The sequence below is a fragment of the Meiothermus taiwanensis WR-220 genome, assembly GCF_003568585.1.
GTDB lineage: Bacteria > Deinococcota > Deinococci > Deinococcales > Thermaceae > Meiothermus > Meiothermus taiwanensis.
The window spans coordinates 509,861-535,957 of record NZ_CP021130.1 but is presented as its reverse complement, the minus strand read 5'-3'; the positions used below and the strand labels follow the sequence as shown (position 1 = coordinate 535,957).

Below are 26,097 nucleotides of genomic sequence, written 5' to 3'. Positions count from 1 at the left end.
TCTACAGGCTAGGCTTCAGGCTGCCGATCTTCGGCTTAGAACTCCAACCCACCCTCACGGGCTCCTTCGGCTAGGGCTTTCACACGCCCATGGTATTTGAACGCACCCCGGTCGAACACTACCTGAGATATGCCCTTGGCTTTGGCGGCCTCCGCAATAGCCAGGCCCACCTTTCTGGCCACTTCGGTTTTGTTGCCCGAAAGCTTGAGGGATTTGCTCGAGGTGGCCACCAGGGTGTGTCCTTTGCTGTCGTCAATGATTTGAGCGTAAATGTGCTGCAAGCTGCGGTGTACGCTCAAACGCAGGCGCCCAGAGGCCTTTACAGCGTTGCGAACCCGAAACTTGCGGCGATCTTTAGTGGTCAAACGGGCCACAGTATCTCCTTCCTCTACTTGCCAGCGGTCTTACCAGGCTTGGTCTTGACAACCTCATCGGCATAGCGGATGCCCTTGGCATGGTAAGCATCGGGCGGCCGCACAGCCCGCACATTGGCCGCCACCTGGCCCACGAGCTGCTTATCGATGCCAATTACCCGAATCCTGGTCGGTTCAGGCACCTCAAAGGTAATGCCGTTGGGCGGGGTAACGATGTCCTTATGGCTGTGGCCCACGGTGAGCTCGAGGTTCTTACCCTGCAGGGCTGCACGGTAACCGGTACCACTGATCAGCATCTCCTTAACGAACCCCACCGAAACACCCTGAACCGCATTGGCAATCAGGGTGCGGGTCAGGCCGTGCAGGCTTTTGTGGGTACGGCTGTCCGAAGGACGGCTAACCGTAACCGTGCCACCCTCGTTCTTGATGATCAAGTCGGGGTGTACAGGCACAGCCAACTCGCCTTTGGCTCCCTTGACCTTGACCAAACCCGGGGCCACCTCCACGGTCACACCCTTCGGCAGGGTGATGGGTTGTTTTCCGATGCGGCTCATTACCACACCTCACAAATTACTTCCCCGCCAACGCCCAGTTTGCGGGCTTCACGGTCGGGCAGCAGGCCTTTGGAAGTGGAAACGATGGCCAGTCCCAGGCCACGGCGCACATTGGGCACGTTCTCGGCGGTCACATACACCCGGCGCCCCGGACGGCTCACCCGGCGGATGTGCTTGATGACCTGTTCCCGGCGGGGACCATACTTGAGGGTAAGACGGAGGAAGGGCTTACCCCCTACCTCAATGCGCTCCATCCCTTTGAGAAAACCTTCCTTCACAAGGATGCTGGCGATCTGCTCCTTAAACTTGGAAGCAGGCACATCCACGCTCTCCTTGTAAACCCGGACTCCGTTGCGAATCCGGGTCAGCATATCAGCGATCGGATCACTAAGCATTACAGCATCTCCTTCTTCTGGGGTGGCTCCGCTTTATCTGGAGGTTTGCAGAGCCCGGTCTTGGCTAAGTGAGCCAACCTGTCAGCTCAGAACATCCACAGAGGACACCCTCGGTATAGCCTTGCGGTATCGGCGAAAGCTCGCCGACCTACAAAGCAACCTTTACCAGCTGGCTTTCTTGACACCGGGTAGCTGACCCTTATGGGCCATCTCGCGGAACTGAAGGCGCGAAAGACCAAAGTAGCGCATATAGGCCTTGGAGCGGCCCGTTACCGCACAGCGGTTCTTGTGGCGGGTGGGGCTGGCATCGCGCGGCAATTCGGCCAGCGCAGCATAGTCACCCGCTGCCTTGAGGGCGGCCCGCTTGGCGGCGTACTTGGCGATGGTCTTGAGCTTGCGCTTCATCTTCTCGACCTGGGATTTTTTAGCCATGCTTCACCTCCTTTCTGGCGCAGTTATGCAACCTACCAATAATAGCAAATAAGGCACTACTTGCGGAACGGGAACCCAAGCAGCTCGAGCAGGGCTTTGGCTTCCTCATCGGTTTTAGCCGTGGTAACCACCGCGATATCCATACCGCGCACGGCATCCACCATATCGTAGGTGATCTCGGGGAAGATGGACTGCTCCCGGAGCCCCAGGTTGTAGTTCCCACGACCGTCAAAAGCACCGGGGTTGACACCGCGGAAGTCGCGGATGCGGGGCAGGGCGATGTGAATTAACTTTTCAGCAAAGATCCACATGCGATCACCGCGCAGCGTAACCCGCAAACCGATGGGCATGCCCTGGCGCAATTTGAAGTTCGAGATCGACTTTTTAGCACGGGTGATGGCCGGTTGCTGTCCGGTGATGGCCGCCAGCTCTTTACCAGCTTTTTCCAGAATTCGGCTATCTTCCTTGGCCTCGCCCAGACCCTGGTTGACCACGATTTTCACCAGGCGGGGCACCGCCATGATGTTGTCGTAGCCAAAGCGCTTCATCAGCTCAGGGCGAATTTCTTCCAGATAACGCTTCTTGAGGGCAACTTCCAGTGGCATCTACAACCCCCTTATTTGGTATCCAGCACACCATCGCACTTAGCGCAGGCGCGCACCTTGGTGCCGTCCGGTAGCACTTTCTTGCGAATGCGGGTCGGCTTCTCGCAGCTCGGGCAAATCGGCATGACCTTAGAGGCATGAATGGGCGCCTCGGTCTCGATAAAGCCCCCCTGGGGGTTGCGGGGGTTGGGCCGCACTGCGCGCTTGATAAGGTTCAGCCCCTCGACCACGACCAGCCCTTCCTTGGGCATAACAGCCTTGACTTTTCCGGTTTCACCGCGAAGTCCTTCCTTGCCGGAAAGAACAATCACCGTGTCCCCTTTCTTAACGTGTACCTTCATTCAATTCCTCCGATTTTGCTTTAGGGCCGGAACTGCCAATTTCTCGACACCAAATGCCAAGTTTAGCAGAAACCGTCCCAAAAAGCATCCTATTCATAGCGCCTGCCAAAAAGCAGGCTGGGCGCGGGACGAGGAACCCAGCTAGGGCCCCCCGTGTATCGGAACAACTTGCCTACGGCAAGAACCCGCGAACCCATTCAAGGCTTAGAGTACCTCGGGGGCTAGTGAAACAATCTTCATGAAGCCGCGCTCGCGCAGCTCGCGGGCCACCGGCCCAAAAACACGGGTACCTCGAGGCTCGTTCTGCTGGTTGATGATCACGGCGGCGTTGGTGTCGAAGCGAATAGAAGAACCATCCTGCCGGCGGATCTCCTTGGCCGTGCGCACCACCACCGCCTTGACCACGTCACCTTCCTTGACCATGCCCCGGGGGATGGCCTCCTTCACCGAGGCCACAATTACATCCCCCACACTGGCATACTTGCGGTAGTGGCCGCCCATCACCCGGATACAGGCAATCTTACGAGCACCGGTATTATCGGCGACTTCCAGTACGGTTTCTTGCTGTATCACGCTTTACCACGCTCCTTGCGCAAGAGGTAGCGCTCCACCAGATCCATGCGGCCTTCCTCGAGGCGCCCAACCACCACAAACTTCTTATTTTTGGAGATGGGGGTGGCTTCCCGAATCTCCACCACGTCCCCTAGCTTGTACTGATCGTTTTCATCGTGGGCAAGGTATTTCTTGGACTGCTTGATCACCTTGCCATACAGCGGGTGCTGCATCTGGCGCTCGACCAGAACCGTAACGGTCTTCTGCGCCTTATCGCTCACCACCACGCCGGTAAGAACTTTTTTAGGCATTGCGTACTCCTCTCTCAGGCTTTCTTGGCGCGGGGCGCCTGTGCTTTGACTTTTTCGCTCAACACAGTCATCATGCGGGCAATTTCCCGCCTGGCTTCCGAAACCCGATGGTTTTTATCTAGCTGACCGATGCTGGCCTGGAAGCGCAGCTCCATCAGCTCTTTTTTGGTGTCCTGGATGCGCTTCTGCAGCTCGGCCACCGAAAGTTTGCGCAGCTCACTGGGCTTCGTCGTAGGCATCGCGTCTCACCACCTTGGTCTTAATGGGCAGCTTATGGCCGGCCAGGCGCAAGGCCTCACGAGCCTGTTCTTCTGTCACGCCGGACACCTCGAACATGACGCGCCCCGGCTTTACCACAGCCACATACCCTTCCACGTTCCCTTTACCTTTACCCATCCGCACTTCCAGCGGCTTCTTGGTGTAGGGCTTATCCGGGAAGATACGGATGAAAATTTTACCGCCACGGCGGAAGTGGCGCACCATGGCCACACGGGCCGCCTCAATCTGCTGGCTGGTAACCCAGGAGGGTTCCATCGCCACCAAACCCCAGTCGCCAAAGGCTACATAGTCGCCGCCCTTGGTCGTACCGCGCATACGACCCCGATGGGCCTTGCGGTATTTCATGCGCTTGGGCATCAGCATGCTTATTCGCCCCCTTCTTTACCCGTCGCCCCAGCCTTGCGAACCGCCGAGCGGCGACGAGGCTTACCTTCCTGATCGCGTTTTGGTGCGGCTGGACGAGCAGCGGGCGCAGCGCCCGGCACCACCTTCTTACCACCGATCACTTCACCCATGAAAATATAGGCCTTGACCCCAAGCGAGCCGTAGGTGGTCTCGGCCCTGGCCGTTCCATAGTCGATGTTGGCCCGCAGGGTGTGCAGGGGAACCCGCCCCTCGGCAGCCCATTCAACCCGGGCCTGCTCGGCACCCCCGATACGGCCCGAGACCACGATTTTGGCCCCCAGTGCGCCCGACTCCCGCACCCGCTGCACCGCTTGCTTAATGCTGCGGCGCACCGCGAAACGGCGCTCGATCTGTTCAGCCACACGCTGGGCCACCAAAGGCGCGGAGAGGTTCGGGTTACCCACCTCCTGTACGTTGAGGGCCACGGTCTTACCAGGAAACCGGCTTTGCAAGGTCTCGCGCAGGCGCTTGATGGTCTCGCCCCCGCGCCCGATCACCACACCGGGCTTGGCCGCATAAACCATTACGGTAACGTTATCAGCGGCGCGCTCGATATCGATGCGGGCCAGGCCGGCCTGGTACAGCTCTTTCTCGATAAGGGCGCGGATTAGACGATCTTCTTCCAGGGTTTTGGCGTAGGCCTTTTTGCCGGCGTACCAGCGCGACTCAAAATCGCGGGTGATACCCAGGCGCAGCCCCACGGGATTGATCTTGTTACCCATTTTTCTCCCCCACGATGATGGTGATGTGGCTGGTACGCTTCTTGATCATGTTGGCACTGCCACGGGCTCGAGGCAGCACCCGCTTAATGGCCGGGCCCTCGTCCACATAGGCCGCTTTGACATAGATCTGATCTTCGATCATGTTTTTGCGATCGTCGTTCATACCATTGGCCGCGGCCGACTCGAGCACCTTGGCCACCACCTCCGCAGCCCGGTGGGGGGTGTATTTGAGGATGGCTCGAGCTTCCTCGAGCTTCTTACCCCGAATCAGGTCCACCACCAGGCGTACTTTGCGTGGCGACATGCGGACATAGCGGGCCGTGGCCAGGGCGTAGGTGTGGGGCTTCTCTTCTTTGAGGGTCTCACTACGCTTGCGCAACGAGAGCTTGGCGTAGCGCTGCAAGCCCGCCGAACCGGGGTAGTGTACGTCGCGCAGGTCTTTGCGGATATCGCTGCGCTCGCCTTTCTTAAGACGTTTTCTAGCTTCCATTCTCCACCCCTTATTTCTTAGCGGTCTTGGCCTCTTTGCTATGGCCGCGGTAGGTGCGGGTAGGCGAGAACTCGCCCAGCTTATGCCCCACCATCTGCTCGGTGATATAAACCGGCACGTGCTGCTTACCGTTGTAAACCGCCAGGGTATGGCCGATCATCTCGGGCACAATGGTGCTCCGACGGCTCCAGGTCTTAATCACCCGCTTTTCGCCTTTGGCGTTCATCGCCTCGACTTTTTCCAGCAGGTGGCTTTCCACAAAAACTCCTTTTTTCAAGCTACGTGGCATAGTTCACCTCTACTTGCGACGAGACACGATGAGTGCGCTCGAGGGCTTCTTTTTCTTGCGGGTCTTGAGACCTTTAGCCTGCTGGCCCCAGGGCGAGACCGGTGGACGGCCCCGCGGCGCCCGGCCTTCCCCACCACCGTGAGGGTGATCCACCGGGTTCATGGCGGTACCGCGGACATGGCCTTTGCGACCCAACCAGCGCCGACGGCCGGCCTTGCCCAGCACGATGTTCTTGTGATCGGCGTTGGATACCACCCCAATGGTGGCATAGCACTCGCCGTGCACTTTGCGCAGCTCACCGGAGGGCAGGCGCAAAATCACGTAATCGCCTTCGCGGCCCTGCACCTGCACGCTGGTGCCGGCGCTGCGGGCCATTTTGGCACCTTTGCCGGGCTCGAGCTCCACTGCGTGAATCACCGTACCCACCGGGATAAAGCGCAACGGTAGGGCGTTGCCCACCGAGATGGGCGCCTCGGGGCCGCTGGAGACGATAGTATCGACCTTCAGCCCATCGGGGGCCAGGATATAGCGCTTTTCGCCGTCGCGGTAGAACAGCAGGGCAATCCGGGCGGTGCGGTTGGGGTCGTACTCGATGGCTGCTACCCGTGCAGGAATGCCAGCTTTATCCCGCCGACGGAAGTCGATGATGCGGTAAAGCTGCTTGTGCCCACCGGAGATGAAACGGCTGGTGATGCGGCCTTGGTTGTTGCGCCCCCCGGTTTTTTTCATCGGGGCGGTGAGGCTCTTCTCAGGGCGCTTTTTGGTCAGCTCAGAGAAGTCGGCCACCGTCATAAAGCGGCGCGATGGGGTATAGGGTCTGAATTTCTTTACTGCCATTTTGCTCTTCCTCTCACTTGATACGGGCTAACCGAGTCGCCCTGATGCCAAGTGGATTTTTGCCCCGTCATCGTCCAGCGCCGTGAGATGCGCATGTACGCTCGGTCTCGAGGCGGTTGGAGGGCATCACTTGCTCCAAAACTTGCCCCCCTCGATCAAAACCCTTACATTCGGAACAAACCGGCTCAGATCAGTCCTTCCAGGGCTTCAATCTTCTGTCCAGGTGCCACCGTCACGATGGCTTTCTTGCGGTCGGGGCGCTTACCCATAAAGCGGCCCAGGCGCTTGTGCTTGCCCAGCACGTTCTGGGTATTAACCCGCACCACCTTGACTTTGAAGGCGGCCTCCACGGCGTTGGCAATCTCGGTCTTGTTGGCCTTGGGGTGCACCCAGAAGGTATAGACCCCATCGGCGAACCGGCTGTACGCCTTCTCCGACAAAACGGGTTGAATGATCACATCATGGGGCGTTTTCATCAGGCCTCACCCCCTTCCCCCTGACCCAGTCTGGATTGCACACCAGGCCAGGCCGAGGCCTCCATTACCAAGGCCTCCTGACGCATGATGTCGTAGACGTTGAGTCCTTCGGGGGCCAGCACCCGCACCTTGGGTAGGTTGCGGGCCGCACGGGCTACTTTTTCGTCGCTGGTGACCAGCAGGATGGAAGGGCCCTCGAGGTTGTGGGCTTTGAGCCAGGCCACAAACTCCTTGGTTTTGCCATTCACACCCTGGAAGTCTTCCACCAGGAAGAACTTACCTTCCTTGGCACGGTCGGCCAGAGCCATCGCAAGGCCCAGCTTGCGCACCTTCTTGGGCAGGGTGTAGCTGTAGTCGCGGGGCTGCGGCCCAAAAACCGTACCACCTCCCACGAAGATGGGGGCGCCGTAGTCGCCGTGGCGGGCCCGGCCGGTGTGTTTTTGCGCGTACATTTTTTTGGTGGTGAAGTTCACCATGCCGCGGGTTTTGGTAGCCGCAGTACCCCGGCGGCGCGAAGCCAGCTGCCAGCGCACCACCTCGTAGAGCACATGGCTCTTCACTTGTTCGGGAAGCGCCGCTTCCACAGTCTTGTTGCTTCCGAGTACCGGAAGGTTGTACATCACTTACCTCCCTTTCCGGCCTTGACGGCGGGCACCTTACTGGTCTGGCGCACCACCACCAGGCTGCCGTTGGCCCCCGGCACCGACCCCTTGACCAGAATCAGGTTTTCGTTCTCGAGCACATCCACGACCTCGAGGCCCTGGATCGTCACCCGCTCATTGCCCCAGCGCCCGGCCATCTTCTTGCCTTTGAAAACCCGGCCCGGGGTCTTGCGGTTACCGATCGAACCCCCATGGCGGTGAATCTTGTGGGCACCGTGCGAGTCGTAACCACCGGCAAAGTTCCACTTCTTCATCACGCCGGTAAAGCCGTGACCCTTGGAGGTGCCGGTTACATCCACCACTTCCCCCACATTGAAAATGCTTACCGTCACGGTGTCGCCCTCAGGGTTGAAGCCCCGTATCTCGCGCAGGTACTTCACCGGCTCCACCCCGGCCTTGGCGAAATGACCTTTCGCAGGCTTGTTAACCCGCTGGGGCTTCTGGCTCTGGAAGCCGAGCTGCACCGCTTCATACCCATCTTTCTCGATGGTTTTGCGCTGTACCACCGGGCAGGGGCCGGCCAGGATTACCGTTACAGGCACAGCCTTATCGCCCTTCCAGATCTGGGTCATGCCCACTTTAGTCCCAAGGATGCCCTTCATTAGCGGCCTCCTAGCATCTTGAGCTCAATCTCGACACCGGTGGGCAGGTCGAGGTTGCGCAGCCCCTCGATGGTCTTGGGGGTGGGGTCGGAAATATCCACCAGTCGGTTGTGGGTGCGCAGCTCAAAGTGTTCCCGGCTGTCTTTGTGCTTAAAGGGGCTCCGCAGCACGGTAAAACGACGGATACGGGTCGGCAGCGGCACCGGGCCGGAAACCTGTGCCCCGCTGCGGCGGGCCGTCTCCACGATCTTGGCTGCCGAGGCATCCAAGCTCTTGTGGTCGAAGCCCCGAAGTTTGATGCGAATCTTTGGCATTCAGGGCCTCCCTTACTCGATAATTTTTGCCACCACGCCGGCGCCCACGGTGCGACCGCCTTCACGGATGGCGAAGCGCAGGCCTTCTTCCATGGCGATGGGCTTGATCAGTTCGACGGTGAAGGTGACGTTGTCACCGGGCATGACCATCTCCACCCCTTTGGGCAGCTCCACCACCCCGGTCACGTCGGTGGTGCGGAAGTAGAACTGCGGGCGGTAGTTGGTGAAGAAGCCGGTGTGCCGACCCCCTTCTTCCTTCTTCAGAACGTAGACCGAGGCCTCGAACTTGGTGTGGGGCGTGACGCTCCCCGGCTTGGCCAGCACCTGGCCCCGCTCCACATCCTCGCGGCTCACACCCCGCAACAGCAGCCCCACGTTGTCCCCGGCAATCCCTTCGCTCAGGGTCTTGCGGTGCATCTCCACCCCGGTCACCACGGTCTTCTGGGTCTCCCGCAGCCCCACGATCTCCACTTCCTCACCGGTCTTGATCTTCCCGCGCTCAATCCGGCCGGTGGCCACGGTACCACGCCCGGTGATGGTGAACACGTCCTCCACCGGCATCAAGAAGGGCTTGTCCACATCCCGCTGGGGGGTGGGGATGTAGGAGTCGATGGCATCCAGCAGCTCCCAGATCTTATCCACCCACTCGTTCTCACCCCGCTGGGTCTTGGGGTTCGCCATCATGTGCTCCAGCGCCTTCAGGCCCGAGCCGCGGATGATGGGGGTGTCGTCCCCGGGGAACTCGTACTGGTTGAGCAGGTCGCGGATCTCCATCTCCACCAGATCCAAAAGCTCGGGGTCGTCCACCATGTCGATCTTGTTCAGGAAGACCACGATGTAAGGCACCCCCACCTGGCGTGCCAGCAGGATGTGCTCGCGGGTCTGGGGCATGGGGCCGTCGGTGCCCGAGACCACCAGGATGGCCCCGTCCATCTGGGCCGCCCCGGTGATCATGTTCTTGACGTAGTCGGCGTGGCCGGGGCAGTCCACGTGGGAGTAGTGGCGCTTCTCGGTCTCGTACTCCACGTGGGCGGTGTTGATGGTGATGCCGCGGGCCTTCTCCTCCGGGGCCTTATCGATCTGGTCGTAGGCCTGTACCTCCACGTTGGGGTTGACCGCCGCCGCCACAAAGGTAATCGCCGCCGTCAGGGTGGTCTTCCCGTGGTCTACGTGTCCAATGGTGCCCACGTTCACGTGGGGTTTGGTGCGCTCAAATACGCCTTTCGCCATAGCAGTTTCACTCCTTCTGTGGTGATCGGGGGTTGGGGTCACGGGTTGACCCCAACCCGGTTGTTCATTGCCCCTTAATCAGCTTCTGTGCGATGTTTTGGGGCACTTGCTCATAGTGGTCGAAGAACATCGAGAACTGGGCCCGCCCCTGGCTCATCGAGCGCATATCGTTGGCATAGCCGAACATCTCGGCCAGAGGAACGAAGGCCCGCACCAACCGAGCGTTGCCCCGTTCTTCCATGCCTTGAATCTGCCCACGACGGGAGTTCAAGTCGCCGATGATGGAGCCCAGGAATTCCTCAGGGGTGATGACCTCGACGCGCATGATGGGCTCGAGGATGGCTGCACCACCCTTCTCCATGGCCTCTTTGATAGCCATCGAGCCAGCGATCTTGAAGGCCATTTCCGAGGAGTCCACCTCGTGGTAGCTACCGTCGTAGAGGGTGACCTTGATGTCCACGATGGGGAAGCCGGTGAGGGGCCCCGACTGCATGGCCTCCTCGATGCCTTTTTGCACCGCGGGAATGTACTCCTTGGGAATCACACCGCCCACGATGGCGTTGACGAACTCGAAGCCCGAACCCCGGCCCAGCGGCTCGGCCTTGATCTTGACGTGGCCGTACTGCCCGCGCCCACCGGACTGGCGCACAAACTTGCCCTCAACATCCACCGGGCGGGTGATGGTCTCGCGGTAGGCCACCTGGGGCTTACCCACATTGGCATCGACCTTAAACTCGCGCTTGAGGCGATCCACAATGATCTCCAGGTGCAGCTCACCCATCCCCGAGATGATGGTCTGGCCGGTCTCGGGATCGGTAGAGACGCGGAAGGTGGGGTCTTCCTCACCCAGGCGCGCAAGGGCCACGCCGAGCTTGTCCTGGTCGGCTTTAGTCTTGGGCTCGATGGCCAGGTCGATTACGGGCTCGGGCACTTCAATGGACTCGAGGATAATCGCCTCGTCTCCATCCCCTACCAGCGAGTCACCGGTGATGGTTTCCTTGAGGCCCACCACCGCACCCAGCTCGCCCGCGCGCAGCTCTTCCACCTCTTCGCGGTGGTTGGCGTGCATCTGGAGCAGGCGGGCCACACGCTCTTTCTTGCCCTTGGTGGTGTTCTGCACGTACGAGCCCGACCTTAGAGTGCCGGAGTACACACGCACAAAGGTCAGTCGGCCCACGTAGGGGTCGGCCATGATTTTGAAGGCCAGGGCCGCCAGGGGGCCGTTGGGATCGGCCGGGCGCTCGATCTCCTCGCCGTTCTCGGTTTTGCCCTTAATGGGAGGAATATCCAGCGGCGAAGGCAGGTAATCCACCACCGCGTCCAGAAGGAGCTGCACACCCTTGTTCTTGAGGGCCGACCCCAGGAACACCGGGAAGATCTCCATGGCAATGGTGCCCTTACGGATGGCCCGGACGAGCTCCTCTTCGGTGGGCTTCTCACCCTCGAGGAACTTCATCATGATGTTCTCGTCATAGTCGGCGGCGGTTTCCACGAGCTTCTCGTAGTACTCCGCAGCCTGGGCCTTCAGCTCCTCGGGGATCTCAACCACCTTGATGTCGGTGCCCAGGTCGTTGCCATAGATGTAGGCCTTCTGGCGCAGCACATCCACGATGCCCTTGAAGGTATCCTCACGACCAATGGGCAGCTGCATCACCACCGGCCGGGCCCCTAGGCGCTCCTTCATGGTGTTGACCACCAACCAGATATCGGCCCCGGTCTTGTCCATCTTGTTAGCGAAGGCAATACGGGGCACCCGGTATTTGTCGGCCTGGCGCCAGACCGTTTCGGACTGGGGCTCCACCCCCTGGGAAGCGTCGAAGACCGCCACCGCACCGTCCAGCACTCGCATGGAACGTTCCACTTCGATGGTGAAGTCCACGTGGCCGGGGGTGTCGATGATGTTGATGCGGTGCTCGATGCCGGTGCCACTGTGCTTCCAGTTGGCAGTGGTTACGGCTGCGGTAATGGTGATACCGCGCTCGCGCTCCTGCTCCATCCAGTCCATGGTGGCCGCACCTTCGTGCACCTCACCGATTTTGTGGATGCGCCCGGTGTAGTACAGGATGCGCTCGGTAGTGGTGGTCTTACCGGCGTCGATGTGGGCCGCAATCCCGATGTTGCGGAAGAGTTTTAGGTCAAAACCAGTCTTGACGGACATACTTACCACCGGTAGTGGGCGTAGGCTCGGTTGGCTTCGGCCATACGCTCAACGTCTTCTTTCTTTTTGACCGCTCCGCCCTTCCCCTCGGCGGCTTCCAGCAGCTCAGCCGCTAGGCGCTGATGGGCCTCGCGCTCGCCCCGGCTGTTGAAGGCGTTCACGATCCAGCGGATGGCCAGGGTCTGCTGGCGGCGGGGCGATACCTCGACGGGCACCTGGTAGTTGGCCCCACCCACCCGGCGGCTGCGCACCTCCACACGGGGGCGCACATTGTCCAGGGCCGCCTTAAACACCTTTAGGGGCTCCTGTCCGCTTTTCTCCTGGATAATCTCACAGGCCTGTCTAAAGATGCGAGCCGCCAGGTTCTTCTTGCCATCGCGCATCATCCGGTTGATGAAGGCGGTGACCACCACATCGCCATAGAGGTGGTCGGGCTCGAGTTGGCGAATTTCTGCTTGTCTTCTCCGCGACATACTTTAACCTCGCTCGCACCGCCCTGTAGGGCGGCACTTGGAAGAGTTACTTCTTACCCTTGGCCGCTGCACCCTTGGCATCGGCTTTGGGGCGCTTGGTGCCGTATTTGGAGCGGCTCTTCTTGCGATCCTTCACACCCTGGGTGTCGTAGATACCGCGCACGATGTGGTAGCGCACACCCGGCAGGTCTTTCACACGGCCCCCCCGGATCAGCACCACCGAGTGCTCCTGCAGGTTGTGGCCTTCACCCGGGATGTAGGCGGTCACCTCGTACTGGCTGGACAGGCGCACCTTGGCTACCTTGCGCAGCGCCGAGTTGGGCTTCTTGGGGGTTACGGTGCGCACCACGGTGCAGACCCCTTTGCGGAAGGGGCTTCCTTTGAGGGCAGGCACCTTGCTCTTCTTGACCACCGGCGTACGGCCCTTACGGAGGAGTTGGTTGATGGTTGGCAGTGTAATCACATCCTTTCGTTTGACTCGATTTCTTCAAAAACCGAAAACCCCACACGGAGTTCTGCGTACTTGCGCTGCGCTCGGTGCGGGGTTCCCGTCGAGAAGCGAACCAGGCCGGCAGCCTGCGTTTCGCCCCTAGATTCTCAAGAATCGCTGTGCGCGACGGCCTTCCCGTGAGCGCAACCGATGTTGCCCCAGGGCCGGGGCTGGCCTGAGGCGACGCAACCCTAGAAGTATATACGGGCGCAAAAAGTTAATCAAGGGGCTGTAATCGGTCAATACATTTGAGACTCCAGGGGAACCGACACCTCCTGTAGCTTAGCCAGGTACTCCACCGGCGCCAACCCCCCCAGGGCCATGTGCGGCCGGTGCAGGTTGTAGTGCTCCAGATAACCCTCCAGCTCCCCTTGAATAGCCTCTATCCCCAGCGGTAAAGCCCGCGTGTAAAACTCATCCCGAAACGTCCGCTGCAGCCGCTCTACCATCCCGTTCAGCTTCGGACTCCTCGGCGGCAAAACAAAAAGCTCTATCCCCAATACCCGACAACCCTCCTCAAACTCCGCCATGAACTCGCTGCCCCCATCCACCTGGATCGCACGGATGACACAAGGACATCGCCGCACCAGCTGCTGCAGAAAATCCAGCGCCGTCTTAGCACTCGCCCGGCTGTACACCCCCGCCGTCCCCCAGCGGCTTACCGTGTCCACCGCCGTAAACTGCCGCAGACCCGTCCCGTCCCCCAGATCCACCCACAGCGTATCCACCTGTACCAGATCCCCAGGCCGCAGCGCCGTGTACTCCGCGGGCTTCCTCCGGGCATAGGGCCGCTGGCTCTTCCTGCGCAAACGGGCCTTACGGTTTCTGGCCAGGAAAGCGCTCACCGGCTCCACCCGGCCGCTTCGCTCCAGGTAGCTCAGGATGCGTCCTACCGTGCGTTCGCTTAGGGTGTAGCCCTCTCTGTGCAGTCTCTGCCCGATGCGCCAGCGGCCCCAGGTGGGGTTTTGTTTGCGCAGCCGCTCTATGCGTATGAGGACATCGGGTTTCCAGTGTACCTTCCGGCGCAGCTTCCTGGGTTTGCGGCTTTTGGGTTTGAGGCCGGCAAGGTCTTGTTCTTCGAGTCTTTTTTTCCAGCGGTGGTAGGTGGCCTTGCTGATGCCTACCAGCTTTTGGACTTCGTCCCAGGGAACTTTCTTTTTTCTGAGGGTCTCTACCAGTTTGAGCTTCCGCAGGCGCTCGGCCACGACGGGGTCGCCGGCGCCTGCTTGTTCGAGCTGGCTGGCTTGGTTGGCGGCTTTGAGCAGGGGTTTTCCAACTGTAGTAAGCTGCATCTGGGGGAACCTCCTTTCCAGAGTCGGTTCCCCCTATTCTCTTTCGCTCAGAGTCTCACATGTATCCGGCCGAGCACAGGGGCAAATATGCTTGGGGAGCGGCTACAAAGACGGTGCTGCCACGCTTAATGATTCAGCAGAATGATACCAGATTCGGTGAGTTCGGCGCCTCAGCCGGTGGTTCGGCTTAGCGCCCGGTAGGCCAGCGCCCTACTGGAGGAGGCCCCAATACACTACGCTGGCCGAGCAGTACCGCAGCCGGCTGGCCGAATTCAGACTTAATTAAGACCTCCTTTGCTAACCTATCGCTGCCTACGGCAGGCCAGGGCCTGTTTGCTCGAAAGCATAGCACAGTCCTGTATCCCAGTCGGTAAATATTCCCTGGCTCCTGCCGTGGGCCTTCATACCGGATTCAATAAAGATTGTCATGCAAAGCAAAGACCTCCAGAGGGTATCTTTCGCCGCGCTTGGCGAAAGATACGCATCCCTTCGGCCAGGTTGGTTCGCCTCTTGCGGCACCGAACCAACCGAATCTGGATTGGTGATCCAGTATGCGAATTAAGGAAACCATTGTAGAGGCAATTCCAAAGCCGCGCCAGTCCACAATTTAGAGCCTCACCGCATCACCAGACGGCTCACCTTGCTCTGTAAAGCTGTGGCGGTTATGCATAATCCGCACCGCATAGTCGTAGGTGAAGTAGCTATAAGCCCAGTTGGAAAGCACCATCACGCGGTTGCGGAAGCCAATCAAATAGTAAAGATGCACCGCCAGCCAGGCCCCCCAGGCCAGAAAACCGTGCATCTTCAGGCCACCGATCTCGGCGATGGCGTGGCTGCGCCCCAGGGTAGCCATGCTGCCTTTTTCTTTGTATTTGAAAGGGCGTTTCTCTTGGCCGCGCAGCTCACGCAGGATATTGCGGGCGGCCAGCACCCCTTGCTGCATAGCCGTAGGGGCCACCTGGGGATGGGGGCGGCCATCTCGGTACTCCAAGTAATTCAGGTCGCCCGCCACGTAAATCGAGGGATGATCGGGCACATAAAGCTCCGGGGTAGTGGCTATGCGGTTCCCTCGAGCCGGGGTTAGCCCAGGCAGCGCCCGCCCCGTAACCCCAGCGCTCCAGACCACGGTAAAGCTGGGCAGGGTGAGGCCGCTTCGTAGCCGGACGGCATCGGGGGTCACTTCCACCACCTGCTCGCCCAACATCAGCTCTACCCCCAGTTTTTCCAGAAAGCGCTGTGCGTACTGGGCCGACGAGGGTGCAAAAGCCTCCAGCAGGCGGGGGCCGGCCTCGATTAGCACAACCCGAAACTCCGACAGGTCGAGGTCGGGATAGTCCCTCGAGACCACATGGCGGCGCAGTTCCCCCAACGCCCCCGCCAGCTCCACCCCGGTGGGCCCACCCCCCACCACCACAAAGGTCAGTAGCGCCTTGCGCCTCGCGGGGTCGGAGGTGCGCACCGCTTCCTCACAAGCCGAGAGAATCCGATCGCGGATTTTCATGGCATCGTCGAGGTTTTTAAGGCCGTAGCCATACCGGGCCACACCCGGCAGGCCAAAGTCGTTGGTGCGGGCCCCGGTGCCCACAATCAGATAGTCGTAGGCGATAGGACGGCCCTCCACCCACAAAACCCTGGCCTGGGGATCCACACCCTCGGCTGAACCCAGTAAAAAGCGGGCGTTCTTGTGTTTGCGGAGGAAGGCGCGTATGGGAAAAGCAATCTGGGGGGCCTCGAGGCCGGCGGTGGCCACCTGGTACAGAAGCGGCTGGAATAAGTGATAGTTGTTGCGGTCGACCAGCGTAACCCGCACCCCTGGTTCGCGGGAAAGTTCGCGCACTGCGTGTAAACCAGCAAAGCCAGCCCCCAGCACCACCACGTGTTTGTTCGCCATCCAATGCCTCCTGGGAAACCCCGCCCCCACCTGCTGGGGACTTTTGTCCCCTTACTCGATTGTACTTCTTTTCACAAGTAGTTTAGGGGTTTCTGCCACCTTTCATGCCAGATCCGACCGAAGGGAGTGCTCTAGGATTCAAAAAGATAGCCTCTTAAATGTTTTTCTGTTTGGAGATTATCTTTTTGAATCCGGTATCAACGCCAAAGAGCATCCTGCCGGGGATATCCCACCCCGCCCAGCCGGAACGGCTTTGGAATACACTCAAACCTCAGCGCGCCGCCTCGGCTTTGCGCTGGGCCTCCTCCAGGGCCTGGCGGGCTGGTACGTTGCCCTTGAGGGCTTTTTCCAGGGCCTCCTCCAGGTAGTTCCGCCAGATGGCAAACTGCGGCACCCGGGGGCGCGGTTGGGCCACCGCAACCTGCTCGAAGGCCACCTTGCGGTAGGGGTTTTCGCGGTAGAAGGCTTCCAGCAGCGGGGTGGCCGATTTGCGCAGGGGCACGTAGTAGCTGGCCTCCACCCAGGTTTTGATGTTTTGTGGCTCCATCAGGAAGCGCCAGAATTCGAAGGCCCCGCGCTGCTGCTCGGCGCTGGCCCCGCGCAGCACCACCAGTTGGGCCCCGCCCAGCGGCACTTTTCCGTTGGGTTCACGGGGGATGGGGGCTACACCCAGCTTGAAGGCAAAGGAGGCGTTCTCAGCCGCCGGCCAGTTGGCAATCGAGGCCATCACCATCATGCCCTTGGTGCGAATGAAATCGGTCTGGGCAAAAAAGCTCTCCGAGAGGTTGCGCACGCTGGTACTGCCCTCGCGCCCCAGGCGTTGCAGGAACTCGAGGGCCTCCACCACCTCCCTCGAGGTGAAGTTGGGCCGCCCGTCGGCCGTTACGAGGTTGCCGCCCCGGCTGGTCACCTGGGCCTCGAAGGTCCAGGACTCCGAAAGGGCGATAAAACCCTTGGAGGTGCGGCTGGTCAGGCCCTTGGCCGCCTGTTCAAACTCCCGCCAGTTGGTGGGCACCTTGAGCCCTTTGGCCCGCAGTTGGTTTTCGTTGAAGAAAAGCACCGGGGTGGAGGTATTGAAAGGCAGCCCGTAGCGCCGGTTGTTAATCAGGCCGTAATCCCAGGCCGCCTCGAATAAATCGTCGGTAAAGGCCTTGGGCAGGGTATTGGTCAGCTCATCCAGCGGCAGCACCACCCCCTCGGCCACCAGGCGCGGGAAGAGCAGAATCTCGGCCTGGAACAGCACCGGCGCACCACCCGCCCGCAGCGCCGCCAGCAGGCGGGTCTCCCCTTCGCGGTAATCGCCAATCAGGCGGGGGGTGACCCGGTAGTTGCGCTGCGAAGCATTAAACGCGCTGGCAAACTGAGCGATCACCCGCTCGGCGGGGCCGTCCATGCTGTGCCAAAACGAGATCTCCGTCTGAGCCGAGGCCATTCCAACCAGCAAGATCAACGAAGCCAGCCATTGCTTCACGTCTTCCTCCTAAGGTTTCACCCTATTCTATGCTCGTAGCCAGATTGTCAAGGCAGCTCGAGGGCGCAATAAAGCGGATGGCTTGGCTGACAGCAACCGGCCGTAATGCCCAGGCAGGTTCCCAGCTTCCGCCGCCAATTGGCCTGCCTACAAGCGAAGGGTGCGGTGCGGGTCACCCGTAACGGCAAAGGCCGACCAGAAATAGGGGTTGGGGAAAGCCGTGCGTGTGGCGAGCTGGGCCTCGCGCAGCGCTGTGGCAATGGGTTTACCGGCCCGTAGATGGGTGTAGAGGGTGACCATGAACTGGGCTGTGGCATCGTCGCGCACCGGCCACAGGCTGGTAATTAAGCTGGTAGCACCGGCGCATAAAAAGCCCCGCGCCAGGCCCACCAGTTCGTCACCACCGACCTGTTTCGCCAGCCCCGTCTCGCAAGCCGAGAGCACCACCAGTTCGGCCCTCAGATGCAGGTTGTACAGGTCGCGGGCTGCCAGCCAGCCATCGGCCAGGCGTAGGCCCGAGAACATGGGGTTATCGGGGCGGAAAGCCCCGTGGGTCGCGATGTGGAGAACCCCGGCCTGGGGTGCAGCCGTAAAGAAATTCTCCAGGGTGGCCCTTTCTCCCATAAAGATATGGGCGTTCTGGAAGATTCGGCCGATCTGTTCGACCTCTTCAAGGGTCTGGGGAATGTGCTCGAGGGAAACACCAAAAGCAACCAGCGAACCGGCCTCGAGGCGCTGGCGCTTACGGCACAAAGCGTACACAGCCGCACTGGGCGTAAAGGAGACTTCCGCACGGTCGAGCAGGTAACGTTCACCATCAAATAAAGCCGCGAATGGCACGGCGTGAAGCAGCCCATGGGGAACAACAACGAGGGGTTGGCCGAAAAAGCGAAGCGGCAAGGGTTCGATGAGCAGGTGATACAGGGCCTGGAGCTGCTCATCTACCAGGCGCTTGAGGGTCTCCTCGCCGTAAACTTCGAGCAGGATACCGCCCTGAGCAACACGACTCAGGAAGAACTCGAGCTGCTCGACATGCCGCTGAACCTGCTCCAAAGAGCCCAGGTTACACACCACCTCCGCGCGGGGGCCTTCTACCACAAAAGCCATAAGCCCGCGGCGCGTGTGGTGGTACTCCAGCAAAACCGCACCGGGCTGGAGGATTTTCTGCAACTCGAGCAAACGCAGATTTGGCCTCTCTTTAGCAGTGCTGGCGCCGAGCTGCCGGCGCTTGATCTCGCAAGTAAGCCGCATGATCCGTTGCTCGAGAGCCACCATTTTCTCCCTGTGGTGGCCGCGGGTTCCCTGCCCCTGCGCCTCCAAAGCCACCAGGTGTTGGTTTAGCTCGCGGCGCACACCGGCCAGCTCCTGCCGCAAGCGCTCCACCCCAAAGTCGGTGCGGCCCTGGGGCGGCTCTCCCTCCCCCCGCTGGGCCAGCAGGTCTACCAAGGCCCGCGACTTGACCCGCTCAACACATTCAAAGGCCTCATGAAGGCGCTGTTGATCCAGCAACAAGTCGATCAAATCGCTGTAGACCTCGAGCTTATCCCCCAGGTAGGCCAACTTAAACTCGTCGACCCCGAGGTGAATCCGCACCTTCTCGAGGCGCTCGATGGCCCGCTTAAAGTGCAGTTCGGCAGCTTGTACACGGTTTTCCAGCACGGCCGCCCGGCCCCGCAGGTGCTCGATGCGAACGATGAGGTCGGGCATCCCCAGCCCCAGCGCCAATGAAGCCGCTTCTTCCAGACGCCGCCTGGCTTTGGAGTGGTTGCCCTGGCGCAACAAAGCCTCGGCCATCACGCTGAGGCCCAGGGCTTTGGCCGAGGGAGCCCCGCCCAGCCCCTCGAGGGCCTGCTCCACCAGCCCGACCGCCTGTGCGTTGTGCCCCGACTGTAAATACAAAGAAGCCAGCAAAACCTCCACCCTTGCAGCCTGGATGGCATTGTTCAGCGCCAACCAGCCCGACCGCGCACGCTCGAGGGTCTGATGGGCCTCCTCGAGCCGACCCTGCTTGGCCTGGGCGCTACCCAGGGTGACCAGGGCTTCAGCCAGCTCCATCCGCATACCCCGCTCGGCAAAAAACTCCACCAACTCCTGGGAAAACAGGATGGCCTCGGCCCACAGGTTGAGGTCGAGGTAGACGCGGGCCTCCGCGAGCTGGGCCCGGGCCGCGTTGGGGGTGCCATGTATCCCCCGAACCCGGCTCAACAGGTCGAGGGCCTGGTTCAGGCGGCCTTCTTTGCGGTAGAGCAGGGCGAGGTTAACGCTGCAGCCGATAAAGTCTTCGAGCTGGTGGTGGGCCCTGAAAATCCTCAGCGCCTGCTGGCAGTGGTTCATAGCCTCGCGGTAACGATCCTGGGCTTCGTAGACCAGGGCCAGGTTCCCGTGGGCCTTGCCCTGGCCTACCCTATCCCCCAGGCGCTCGAGCTGCTCCAACGCAGACCCAAGCACCGCCTCGGCCTCGCGCACACGCCCCAATCGGTAGTGGATGGCACCAACGTGAATGTCAACCAGCGCCGCCTCGCGCAACAGACCCAACTCCATAAACAACACACGGGTCTGCTGGGCCAAAGCCCAGGCCTGCGCCATCTCGCCGGTTGTAACCAGGGCTTGAATTTGCCGCATACCCAAACGGGCCGCCCCCTCTTTGCAGCCCAGGCTTTCCAGACCCCGACTGGCTTCCTCATAGAAGGGCAGGGCCTCGGCAAAGCGGCCGCAGGCCGTCAGCCCCAGCGCACAGGCCGCCGCTTCCAGCGCCCGCTCCCCGGCCTGGTAGGCCCCATCCCCGCGGCGCTCCACCTCCGCTTTTAGGCGCTCAATCAGGCTGGTTACCTCGGCACCATGGGCCATTGGCTCCAGCCAAGCCCGCCTGCGGACTGGGTCGGACTCGCCCATCAGGCGGCGGAGCAGCTCGTGACGGTTCATGAACTGGGTTTGTCTTACAAAAAGAGCGCCGGCCATGCCGGATCGTATATTCGTTGCAGATCAGAGTCTGCGATCGGGCCGCCTACTCGCTATTTAGCCATACCCGCAAAGAGTATAAAGCCTCCACCACTGCAGGAGCAAAGCGCCGGTGGGCCAGGGCTGCAATTTCCTCCAAGGCTTCTTCTACGCTGCGAGCGGCCCGGCCCTCCACCGCCTGGGTAGCGGTGATGTAATGCTGGGCCACCTGTAGCACATGCAGCACCAAGGGAGCGGGTTCGCGCAACAAATTCTGGGATTGCCGGGCTTCTTCCCAAGAGGTTTGCAGGCGCATCAGCACCCGCGCGGCTTCAAGCAAGAGGCTTTCGGGGATTGGCACATCCTGCGAGGGCTTAACACGACCCAAGGCCAGCTCGAGCAGATAGCAGCTGGCCTGCAACACCTGCTGTTCCTCTGGGGCCATCTGTAATACCTGGGCCAATCGGGCCGCCAGCCGAAGTAAGGGGGTTTCAAGCTGCAACCTCCACTGGATGGGGTCGTCTGAAGGCGCGAACAGCGGGGTACGGCCCTTGCGCCGCGCTTTGTCTTTGTACATCCGGTCGTCGGCCAGCCGCCAGAGGCTTTCGATCTCACTGGCCTCGGTTGGGAAGGTCGCATAGCCGAGGCTCACTTTTAGGTAGACCTGACCCGCAACGCGAATCCCCTCCAGCAAGGCCCGGTAGCGCTCAACAACGCGGCCCGGGTCTATGGAGCTCGAGCCCCCGATCAGCAGGGCGAATTCATCCCCACTTAGGCGGTACGCGCGGTCACCGGCCCGGCTTTTGAAGCGCAACACCCCGCCCAACCGCTCCAGCAGGTGATCGGCATGGACATGGCCATAGGTATCGTTGATCCTCTTGAAGTCATCCAGGTCGAACAGCACCAGCACCACCTTCTGGCCATCGCTTCGGGAAGTTAGTTGCTCCAGATCCCGTTCGAAAGCCCGGCGGTTGCCCAGGCCCGTCAAAGGGTCGGTGTGGGCAGCCCAGGTCAGCTCACGCCGCAAGATCCATTCGGTTCGCACCGCCTCAATGGCCGCGGCCATATCGCCCAAAAGCACCTGGGTTTGGGCCTTGGGCGACCACCGCGGCCGGGTACTCAAAAGAAGCAACACGTCGGTTTCGCCGTTCTGGTGCTGTATAGGCAGGATAAACAGGCTGCGCAGTCCCGCTTCTACCAGCTCCGGGCGTTGGCCGGGGTACAGGTCATAGCGCAGGATGCTCACCTGCTGGCCGCTGCGCAGGCGCTGCCCCATCGGACGGGCGACGGCCGCCTCCAGCGGCAGCCCAGCACCCCAGCCGGCCTGTGCAATGGTGCGGATGACGGATCCTTCAAAGGCGATCAGCCGGGCTCCATCGGCCCCGGAAAGCCGGGTGGCCTCCTCGAGGGCGTCCTGCAACACCACCTCGAGCGGCTGATCGCGCGAGGTTTGCAGCAGGGCATTGATGGCCGATAGCCACAGGGACTGCCGCTCAGCCTGCTCACGCACGTACACCTCGTGCAAGATGGGTGCGATGCTCGAGACAAACCGCCCGACCCAGCCTACCCCAGCCGCATCCAGCTGCTGGGCCGTTGCATGGAGGTGCAGCACGGCCCAAACCTTTTGCTCCACCGCCAGGGGCAGGGTTAGGTTGGCCGGGGCTTCCTGCACCTCGAGCGCGGCTTCGGCCGGCTGTATTCCGAACAGCTGGGCCAGGAGGTGGGGCCGGCCATCCAGCTGCGCCACCCCACCCAACCATCCTTCGGGCGGCCCCAGGTAGGCCGATCTGATAAAAGACTCCGGCACCTCCTCCAGCTCCTCAAGAACGGCTTTGGCAACCCCCCGAGCCGCCCCTAGATTGAAGTGGTTGGGGCCGGTACGCACCCAAAACAAGGCCTGCGCCACCCCGGGCAGCTCATCTTGCAGCTCGCTCAGGGTCTGCTCGAGGGCGGAGGATAGCCCCCCCTTCAGCAGACGCTCGATCAGGGAGGCCGGTACCACCGGGGGTGTTCGCTGGGTTTTCGCCTGCGCAGGGGCTCGAGGCAGGCGCAATCGGCGGGGCAGGCGTCCTTCAGACATGGCAGCAACCCTTCAAGCAACGAAGCGGGCGCACAGCCGGGCGGAGGCGGCATGGTATACCAATTTTCTTAAAACGCACCCCAATCCAGCCAGAAACCTCGGTCAAAAACATACCCAGCCTCACAACCTCATTAAAAAATGCGGTGACATCCACGCAAGCCATCAGATCCAAGCCGGGTCATTCACACTTGCACAACAAGCCCCAGGGCACACAAAGACATAGCGCCTGAATCCACTGCAAAATAGCCTCCTAACCAGCAGGGATGCTTTCATACTTCTCCTTCCGGAAACACCACCAACGATTTCCAAAATCAGAATACCCCCCCTTCCGGGGTAGGGTGATGGGTATAACCGTTACGTACCGGCCCTCTCCAAAGACACCCCGCATCCAGAGCACCCCAACCGCATCATTTCGCTTGGGTACCGACCCCATCGCAGGATCGGGCCAATCGTCAGCTAAGCAACATGGCCTTCTGGGCGGGTGGTGTTAGGATTGTCTCGATGAATGCGGCGGCTTCCCATGCCGGGGCCTGGCAGTATGCCCCCGTGCGCGACCCCAAGCTACTTCCGATTGTAGAAAAAGTAGAGGCTGGCGAGCGCCTCACCTTCGAAGAGGGCCTGGTGCTCTACCACACCCCCGACTACAACACCCTAATGCGCCTAGCCAACCGGGTACGCGAGCGCAAGCACGGCTCCAAAACCTACTTTGTGCACTCGCTGCGGCTCGAGTTCACCAATATCTGCTATGTGGGCTGCACCTTTTGTGCTTTTGCGGCCAGAAAAGGCGAGGCGCGGGCCTGGGACTACAGCGTGGAGGAGGTAGTGGCCAAGGTGCGGGAGAAGTGGGAGCCGGGCCTTACCGAGCTGCACATGTCCAGCGGCCACCACCCCAACCGCCCCTGGAGCTACTACCCCCAGATGGTGCGGGCCCTGAACGAAAACTTCCCCGGCATTCAGGTCAAGGCCTTCACCGCCGCCGAGATCGAGCACCTCTCCAAAATCAGCAAGAAGCCCACCCTCGAGGTGCTGCGCGAGCTCAAGGAGGCCGGCCTGGTGGCCCTGCCGGGGGGTGGGGCGGAGATCTTCGCCGAGCGGGTGCGCAAGCAGATCGCCAAGAACAAAGTCAAGGCTGAAAAATGGTTGCAGATCCACCGGGAGGCCCACAGCCTGGGGATCCGCACCAATGCCACCATGCTGTATGGGCATATCGAGACCCTGGAGGAACGCCTCGACCATATGGATCGGCTGCGCCGCCTGCAGGACGAGACGGGCGGCTTTTATAGCTTTATCCCCCTGGCCTTCCAGCCCGACGCCAACGCCCTGGCGTTCAACCTGGGCAAGACCGAGTTCACCACCGGCCTGGACGACCTGCGCAACCTGGCGGTGGCCCGGCTTTACCTGGACAACTTCGACCACATCAAGGGCTACTGGGTGATGATCTCCTCCGACCTGGTGCAGGTCTCGCTGGACTGGGGGGTCTCGGACATCGACGGCACCATCATTGAGGAACACATCGCCCATGCCGCGGGGGCCACCTCACCGCTGGGGCTCTCCCGCCAGAAGATGGTGCAGCTCATCCAGGCCGCCGGGCGGATACCGGTGGAACGGGATGCGCTGTACAACGAGCTGCGTGTCTTCGAAGCGCCCATTGCCAGTGGAAGCCGCGCCCCCAGGGCGGCCACCCACTAGGCCCCCGACCTCAACGCCGCCATGTACATCCTGGGTGTTCCCCGCTACGCCAACACCGCACCGCTCTATCACTTCTTAGAGGAGGGGGACGGGCTGGCTTTTCGCTATGGCGTACCCACCGAGCTCAACCGCTGGCTTCTGGAGGGCTCAGTAGACCTGAGCCTGGTCTCGTCGTACTTTTACCTCGAGCACGCCCACCAACTGCGTCCCCTGCCCGACTTTAGCGTGGCCGACCTGGGGCCGGTGTATTCGGTCAATCTGTTCCACCGCATCCCCTGGAACGATCTAAAACGCATTGCCCTGACCACCGAAAGCGCCACCTCGGTACGGCTTTTGCAGTACCTGCTCGAGGCCGACGGGATCCAGGCCCAGTACACCCCGGCGCAGGGGGGCTTGGAGCTGCTGGAGCAGTACGACGCCGTACTCCTGATCGGCGACCGGGCCATCACCACCTACTACGGTCTGCTTTCCATCATCCCCGAGTCGGTGCACCAGGTTCCCAATCAGATCGAAGGCATCCGCATCACCGACCTGTCGATGAAGTGGTTCGAGCGAACCCGGCTGCCCTTTGTGTTTGGGGTCTGGGCCACCCGCCGCAACGCCCCGCCCCCCCCGGAGATTGTCCGCCGGCTGCGGTCTGCCCGTTCGCTGGGTCTGGGCAACCTGGCCGCCGTGGCCGGCACCGAGGCCCAGCGCCTGGGTGTGCCTGAGCGGCTGATGCAGCACTATCTGTGGAACTTCCGCTACCACCTCGAGGCCCCCGATCGACTGGGGCTCGAGGCCTTCGCCAAGGCCGTGGGCCTGCCCTACCCCGACGACTACTGGGATGTGTAGAGTCCGCCGCCCCGGACGCTGGACTTTGTAACCCAGGTAGCAGAATCCCGACTAAACCACTATACATTCTGGGCCATAGCGCCTATACTCTTATTGCGAGTGATTCGCAGTAAGAGCCCACTCGAGCAAGCCAACACAAGGGGAATATCATGGTGAACCAACTGGAAATCCGCAACCTGCATGCCAGAATCGTAGACGGTGAAACCATTCTGAACGGGGTTAACCTGGTGCTGCCCAAGGGCCAGGTGCACGCCATCATGGGGCCCAACGGGGCCGGCAAAAGCACCCTGGGTAAGATCATCGCCGGCGACCCCAGCTACGAGATCACCAAGGGCGACATCCTGATGGACGGGGAGAGCATCCTGGAGATGGAGGCCGATGAGCGGGCCCGCAAGGGGCTCTTCCTGGCCTTCCAGTACCCGGTGGAGGTTCCGGGGGTTTCCAACGCCAACTTTTTGCGCCTGGCCCTGCAGGCCAAAAAAGGTGGCGAAGTTAACTTGACGGAGTTCTACGGCAAGCTGCAAAAGGCCCTGGAGACCCTCGAGTGGGACGAGAGCATCCTGACCCGCTACCTCAACGACGGCTTCTCCGGGGGCGAGAAAAAGCGCAACGAGATCATGCACATGATGGTGCTGGAGCCCACCTATGCCATCATGGACGAGACCGACTCCGGCCTGGATATCGACGCTCTGAAGGTGGTGGCCAAGGGCGTCAACGCCATGCGCGGCCCCAACTTTGGCGCGCTCCTGATCACCCACTACCAGCGCCTGCTCAACTACATCGTGCCGGATGTGGTGCACGTGATGATTGATGGCCGCATCGTCACCTCGGGCGGCCCCGAGCTGGCGATGAAGCTCGAGGAGCAGGGCTACGACTGGGTCAAAGAGCTGGCCGTGTCGAACTGAAAGGAGC

General features: G+C 61.1%; 29 protein-coding genes and 1 pseudogene. 3 read left to right on the top strand and 27 right to left on the bottom strand.

All coding sequences use genetic code 11. The annotated features are described in order from the left end of the window. Nucleotides 1-35 precede the first annotated feature (35 nt). The 27 genes and pseudogenes from rplR to MTAI_RS02595 all read right to left on the bottom strand — a co-directional run bounded on the left by rplR (nucleotide 36) and on the right by MTAI_RS02595 (nucleotide 22,662). Nucleotides 36-374, bottom strand: a complete 339-nt coding sequence (gene rplR / locus MTAI_RS02725) for a 50S ribosomal protein L18 (protein ID WP_027888548.1) — start codon at nucleotides 372-374, stop codon at nucleotides 36-38. A 14-nt stretch (nucleotides 375-388) separates the two neighbouring features. Then, entirely contained in the window at nucleotides 389-928 is a 540-nt protein-coding gene (rplF, locus tag MTAI_RS02720; RefSeq protein ID WP_027888547.1) for a 50S ribosomal protein L6, read from the bottom strand. Then, a complete protein-coding gene (gene rpsH / locus MTAI_RS02715) occupies nucleotides 928-1,323 on the bottom strand; it encodes a 30S ribosomal protein S8 (RefSeq protein ID WP_027888546.1) in 396 nt (131 codons plus the stop codon). Before rpsH ends, rplF begins: the two co-directional genes overlap by 1 nt. Nucleotides 1,324-1,485: 162 nt before the next feature. Then, entirely contained in the window at nucleotides 1,486-1,755 is a 270-nt protein-coding gene (gene rpsN, locus MTAI_RS02710; protein ID WP_013014854.1) for a 30S ribosomal protein S14, read from the bottom strand. Between the two features lie 56 nt (nucleotides 1,756-1,811). Next, entirely contained in the window at nucleotides 1,812-2,360 is a 549-nt protein-coding gene (gene rplE, locus MTAI_RS02705; protein ID WP_013014855.1) for a 50S ribosomal protein L5, read from the bottom strand. Nucleotides 2,361-2,371: 11 nt separating this feature from the next. Further along, nucleotides 2,372-2,701, bottom strand: coding sequence for a 50S ribosomal protein L24 (gene rplX, locus MTAI_RS02700; protein ID WP_013014856.1), 330 nt, complete (start codon nucleotides 2,699-2,701; stop codon nucleotides 2,372-2,374). Nucleotides 2,702-2,905: 204 nt separating this feature from the next. Further along, nucleotides 2,906-3,274 carry a 50S ribosomal protein L14 gene (gene rplN / locus MTAI_RS02695; protein WP_013014857.1) on the bottom strand — a complete coding sequence of 123 codons (369 nt, stop codon included), beginning with the start codon at nucleotides 3,272-3,274 and terminating at the stop codon, nucleotides 2,906-2,908. Further along, complete coding sequence (gene rpsQ, locus MTAI_RS02690; protein ID WP_027888545.1) at nucleotides 3,271-3,564, bottom strand: 30S ribosomal protein S17; 294 nt, start codon at nucleotides 3,562-3,564, stop codon at nucleotides 3,271-3,273. Before rpsQ ends, rplN begins: the two co-directional genes overlap by 4 nt. Nucleotides 3,565-3,578: 14 nt before the next feature. Next, nucleotides 3,579-3,803: a 50S ribosomal protein L29 gene (gene rpmC, locus MTAI_RS02685; protein WP_027888544.1), complete on the bottom strand. Its 225-nt coding sequence runs from the start codon at nucleotides 3,801-3,803 to the stop codon at nucleotides 3,579-3,581. Continuing rightward, nucleotides 3,781-4,206 carry a 50S ribosomal protein L16 gene (rplP, locus tag MTAI_RS02680; RefSeq protein WP_027888543.1) on the bottom strand — a complete coding sequence of 142 codons (426 nt, stop codon included), beginning with the start codon at nucleotides 4,204-4,206 and terminating at the stop codon, nucleotides 3,781-3,783. The genes rpmC and rplP overlap by 23 nt, the downstream gene beginning before the upstream one ends. Nucleotides 4,207-4,208: 2 nt before the next feature. Next, entirely contained in the window at nucleotides 4,209-4,970 is a 762-nt protein-coding gene (gene rpsC, locus MTAI_RS02675; protein ID WP_027888542.1) for a 30S ribosomal protein S3, read from the bottom strand. Next, nucleotides 4,963-5,349: a 50S ribosomal protein L22 gene (gene rplV, locus MTAI_RS15215; RefSeq protein WP_223299656.1), complete on the bottom strand. Its 387-nt coding sequence runs from the start codon at nucleotides 5,347-5,349 to the stop codon at nucleotides 4,963-4,965. Before rplV ends, rpsC begins: the two co-directional genes overlap by 8 nt. Nucleotides 5,350-5,470: 121 nt before the next feature. Then, the gene (gene rpsS, locus MTAI_RS02665; RefSeq protein ID WP_013014863.1) at nucleotides 5,471-5,749 is read right to left on the bottom strand and encodes a 30S ribosomal protein S19; all 279 of its coding nucleotides are present in this window, start codon (nucleotides 5,747-5,749) and stop codon (nucleotides 5,471-5,473) included. Between the two features lie 9 nt (nucleotides 5,750-5,758). After that, nucleotides 5,759-6,586 carry a 50S ribosomal protein L2 gene (gene rplB / locus MTAI_RS02660; protein ID WP_027888540.1) on the bottom strand — a complete coding sequence of 276 codons (828 nt, stop codon included), beginning with the start codon at nucleotides 6,584-6,586 and terminating at the stop codon, nucleotides 5,759-5,761. 185 nt (nucleotides 6,587-6,771) lie between these two features. After that, nucleotides 6,772-7,062: a 50S ribosomal protein L23 gene (locus MTAI_RS02655; RefSeq protein ID WP_013014865.1), complete on the bottom strand. Its 291-nt coding sequence runs from the start codon at nucleotides 7,060-7,062 to the stop codon at nucleotides 6,772-6,774. After that, nucleotides 7,062-7,682, bottom strand: coding sequence for a 50S ribosomal protein L4 (rplD, locus tag MTAI_RS02650; RefSeq protein ID WP_027888539.1), 621 nt, complete (start codon nucleotides 7,680-7,682; stop codon nucleotides 7,062-7,064). Before rplD ends, MTAI_RS02655 begins: the two co-directional genes overlap by 1 nt. Further along, nucleotides 7,682-8,326: a 50S ribosomal protein L3 gene (rplC, locus tag MTAI_RS02645; protein ID WP_027888538.1), complete on the bottom strand. Its 645-nt coding sequence runs from the start codon at nucleotides 8,324-8,326 to the stop codon at nucleotides 7,682-7,684. Before rplC ends, rplD begins: the two co-directional genes overlap by 1 nt. After that, the gene (rpsJ, locus tag MTAI_RS02640) at nucleotides 8,326-8,640 is read right to left on the bottom strand and encodes a 30S ribosomal protein S10 (RefSeq protein WP_013014868.1); all 315 of its coding nucleotides are present in this window, start codon (nucleotides 8,638-8,640) and stop codon (nucleotides 8,326-8,328) included. Before rpsJ ends, rplC begins: the two co-directional genes overlap by 1 nt. 12 nt (nucleotides 8,641-8,652) lie before the next feature. Continuing rightward, nucleotides 8,653-9,870, bottom strand: a complete 1,218-nt coding sequence (tuf, locus tag MTAI_RS02635) for an elongation factor Tu (protein ID WP_063843310.1) — start codon at nucleotides 9,868-9,870, stop codon at nucleotides 8,653-8,655. Nucleotides 9,871-9,934: 64 nt separating this feature from the next. Next, complete coding sequence (gene fusA / locus MTAI_RS02630; protein WP_027888960.1) at nucleotides 9,935-12,028, bottom strand: elongation factor G; 2,094 nt, start codon at nucleotides 12,026-12,028, stop codon at nucleotides 9,935-9,937. 2 nt (nucleotides 12,029-12,030) lie between these two features. After that, entirely contained in the window at nucleotides 12,031-12,501 is a 471-nt protein-coding gene (rpsG, locus tag MTAI_RS02625) for a 30S ribosomal protein S7 (protein WP_027888959.1), read from the bottom strand. A gap of 46 nt (nucleotides 12,502-12,547) precedes the next feature. Continuing rightward, nucleotides 12,548-12,964: a 30S ribosomal protein S12 gene (rpsL, locus tag MTAI_RS02620; protein WP_013014872.1), complete on the bottom strand. Its 417-nt coding sequence runs from the start codon at nucleotides 12,962-12,964 to the stop codon at nucleotides 12,548-12,550. Between the two features lie 249 nt (nucleotides 12,965-13,213). Continuing rightward, nucleotides 13,214-14,283 (bottom strand): annotated as a pseudogene (locus MTAI_RS02615) (integrase core domain-containing protein); the annotation flags it as partial. 607 nt (nucleotides 14,284-14,890) lie between these two features. Next, nucleotides 14,891-16,174, bottom strand: coding sequence for an NAD(P)/FAD-dependent oxidoreductase (locus MTAI_RS02610; RefSeq protein WP_027887520.1), 1,284 nt, complete (start codon nucleotides 16,172-16,174; stop codon nucleotides 14,891-14,893). 271 nt (nucleotides 16,175-16,445) lie between these two features. Further along, nucleotides 16,446-17,606, bottom strand: coding sequence for an ABC transporter substrate-binding protein (locus MTAI_RS02605; RefSeq protein ID WP_425373722.1), 1,161 nt, complete (start codon nucleotides 17,604-17,606; stop codon nucleotides 16,446-16,448). Nucleotides 17,607-17,792: 186 nt separating this feature from the next. Continuing rightward, nucleotides 17,793-20,567 (bottom strand): CHAT domain-containing protein, encoded by a 2,775-nt coding sequence (locus MTAI_RS02600; RefSeq protein ID WP_187388584.1) that lies wholly within the window; start codon nucleotides 20,565-20,567, stop codon nucleotides 17,793-17,795. Between the two features lie 82 nt (nucleotides 20,568-20,649). Beyond that, nucleotides 20,650-22,662, bottom strand: coding sequence for a GGDEF domain-containing protein (locus MTAI_RS02595; protein WP_150118014.1), 2,013 nt, complete (start codon nucleotides 22,660-22,662; stop codon nucleotides 20,650-20,652). Between the two features lie 501 nt (nucleotides 22,663-23,163). Here MTAI_RS02595 and mqnE point away from each other — a divergent pair. The 3 genes from mqnE to sufC all read left to right on the top strand — a co-directional run bounded on the left by mqnE (nucleotide 23,164) and on the right by sufC (nucleotide 26,090). Continuing rightward, complete coding sequence (gene mqnE / locus MTAI_RS02590; RefSeq protein ID WP_027887516.1) at nucleotides 23,164-24,351, top strand: aminofutalosine synthase MqnE; 1,188 nt, start codon at nucleotides 23,164-23,166, stop codon at nucleotides 24,349-24,351. A 21-nt stretch (nucleotides 24,352-24,372) separates the two neighbouring features. Beyond that, nucleotides 24,373-25,185 carry a menaquinone biosynthetic enzyme MqnA/MqnD family protein gene (locus MTAI_RS02585; protein WP_027887515.1) on the top strand — a complete coding sequence of 271 codons (813 nt, stop codon included), beginning with the start codon at nucleotides 24,373-24,375 and terminating at the stop codon, nucleotides 25,183-25,185. A 149-nt stretch (nucleotides 25,186-25,334) separates the two neighbouring features. Continuing rightward, the gene (sufC, locus tag MTAI_RS02580) at nucleotides 25,335-26,090 is read left to right on the top strand and encodes a Fe-S cluster assembly ATPase SufC (protein ID WP_036196936.1); all 756 of its coding nucleotides are present in this window, start codon (nucleotides 25,335-25,337) and stop codon (nucleotides 26,088-26,090) included. The last annotated feature ends 7 nt before the right edge of the window (nucleotides 26,091-26,097 follow it).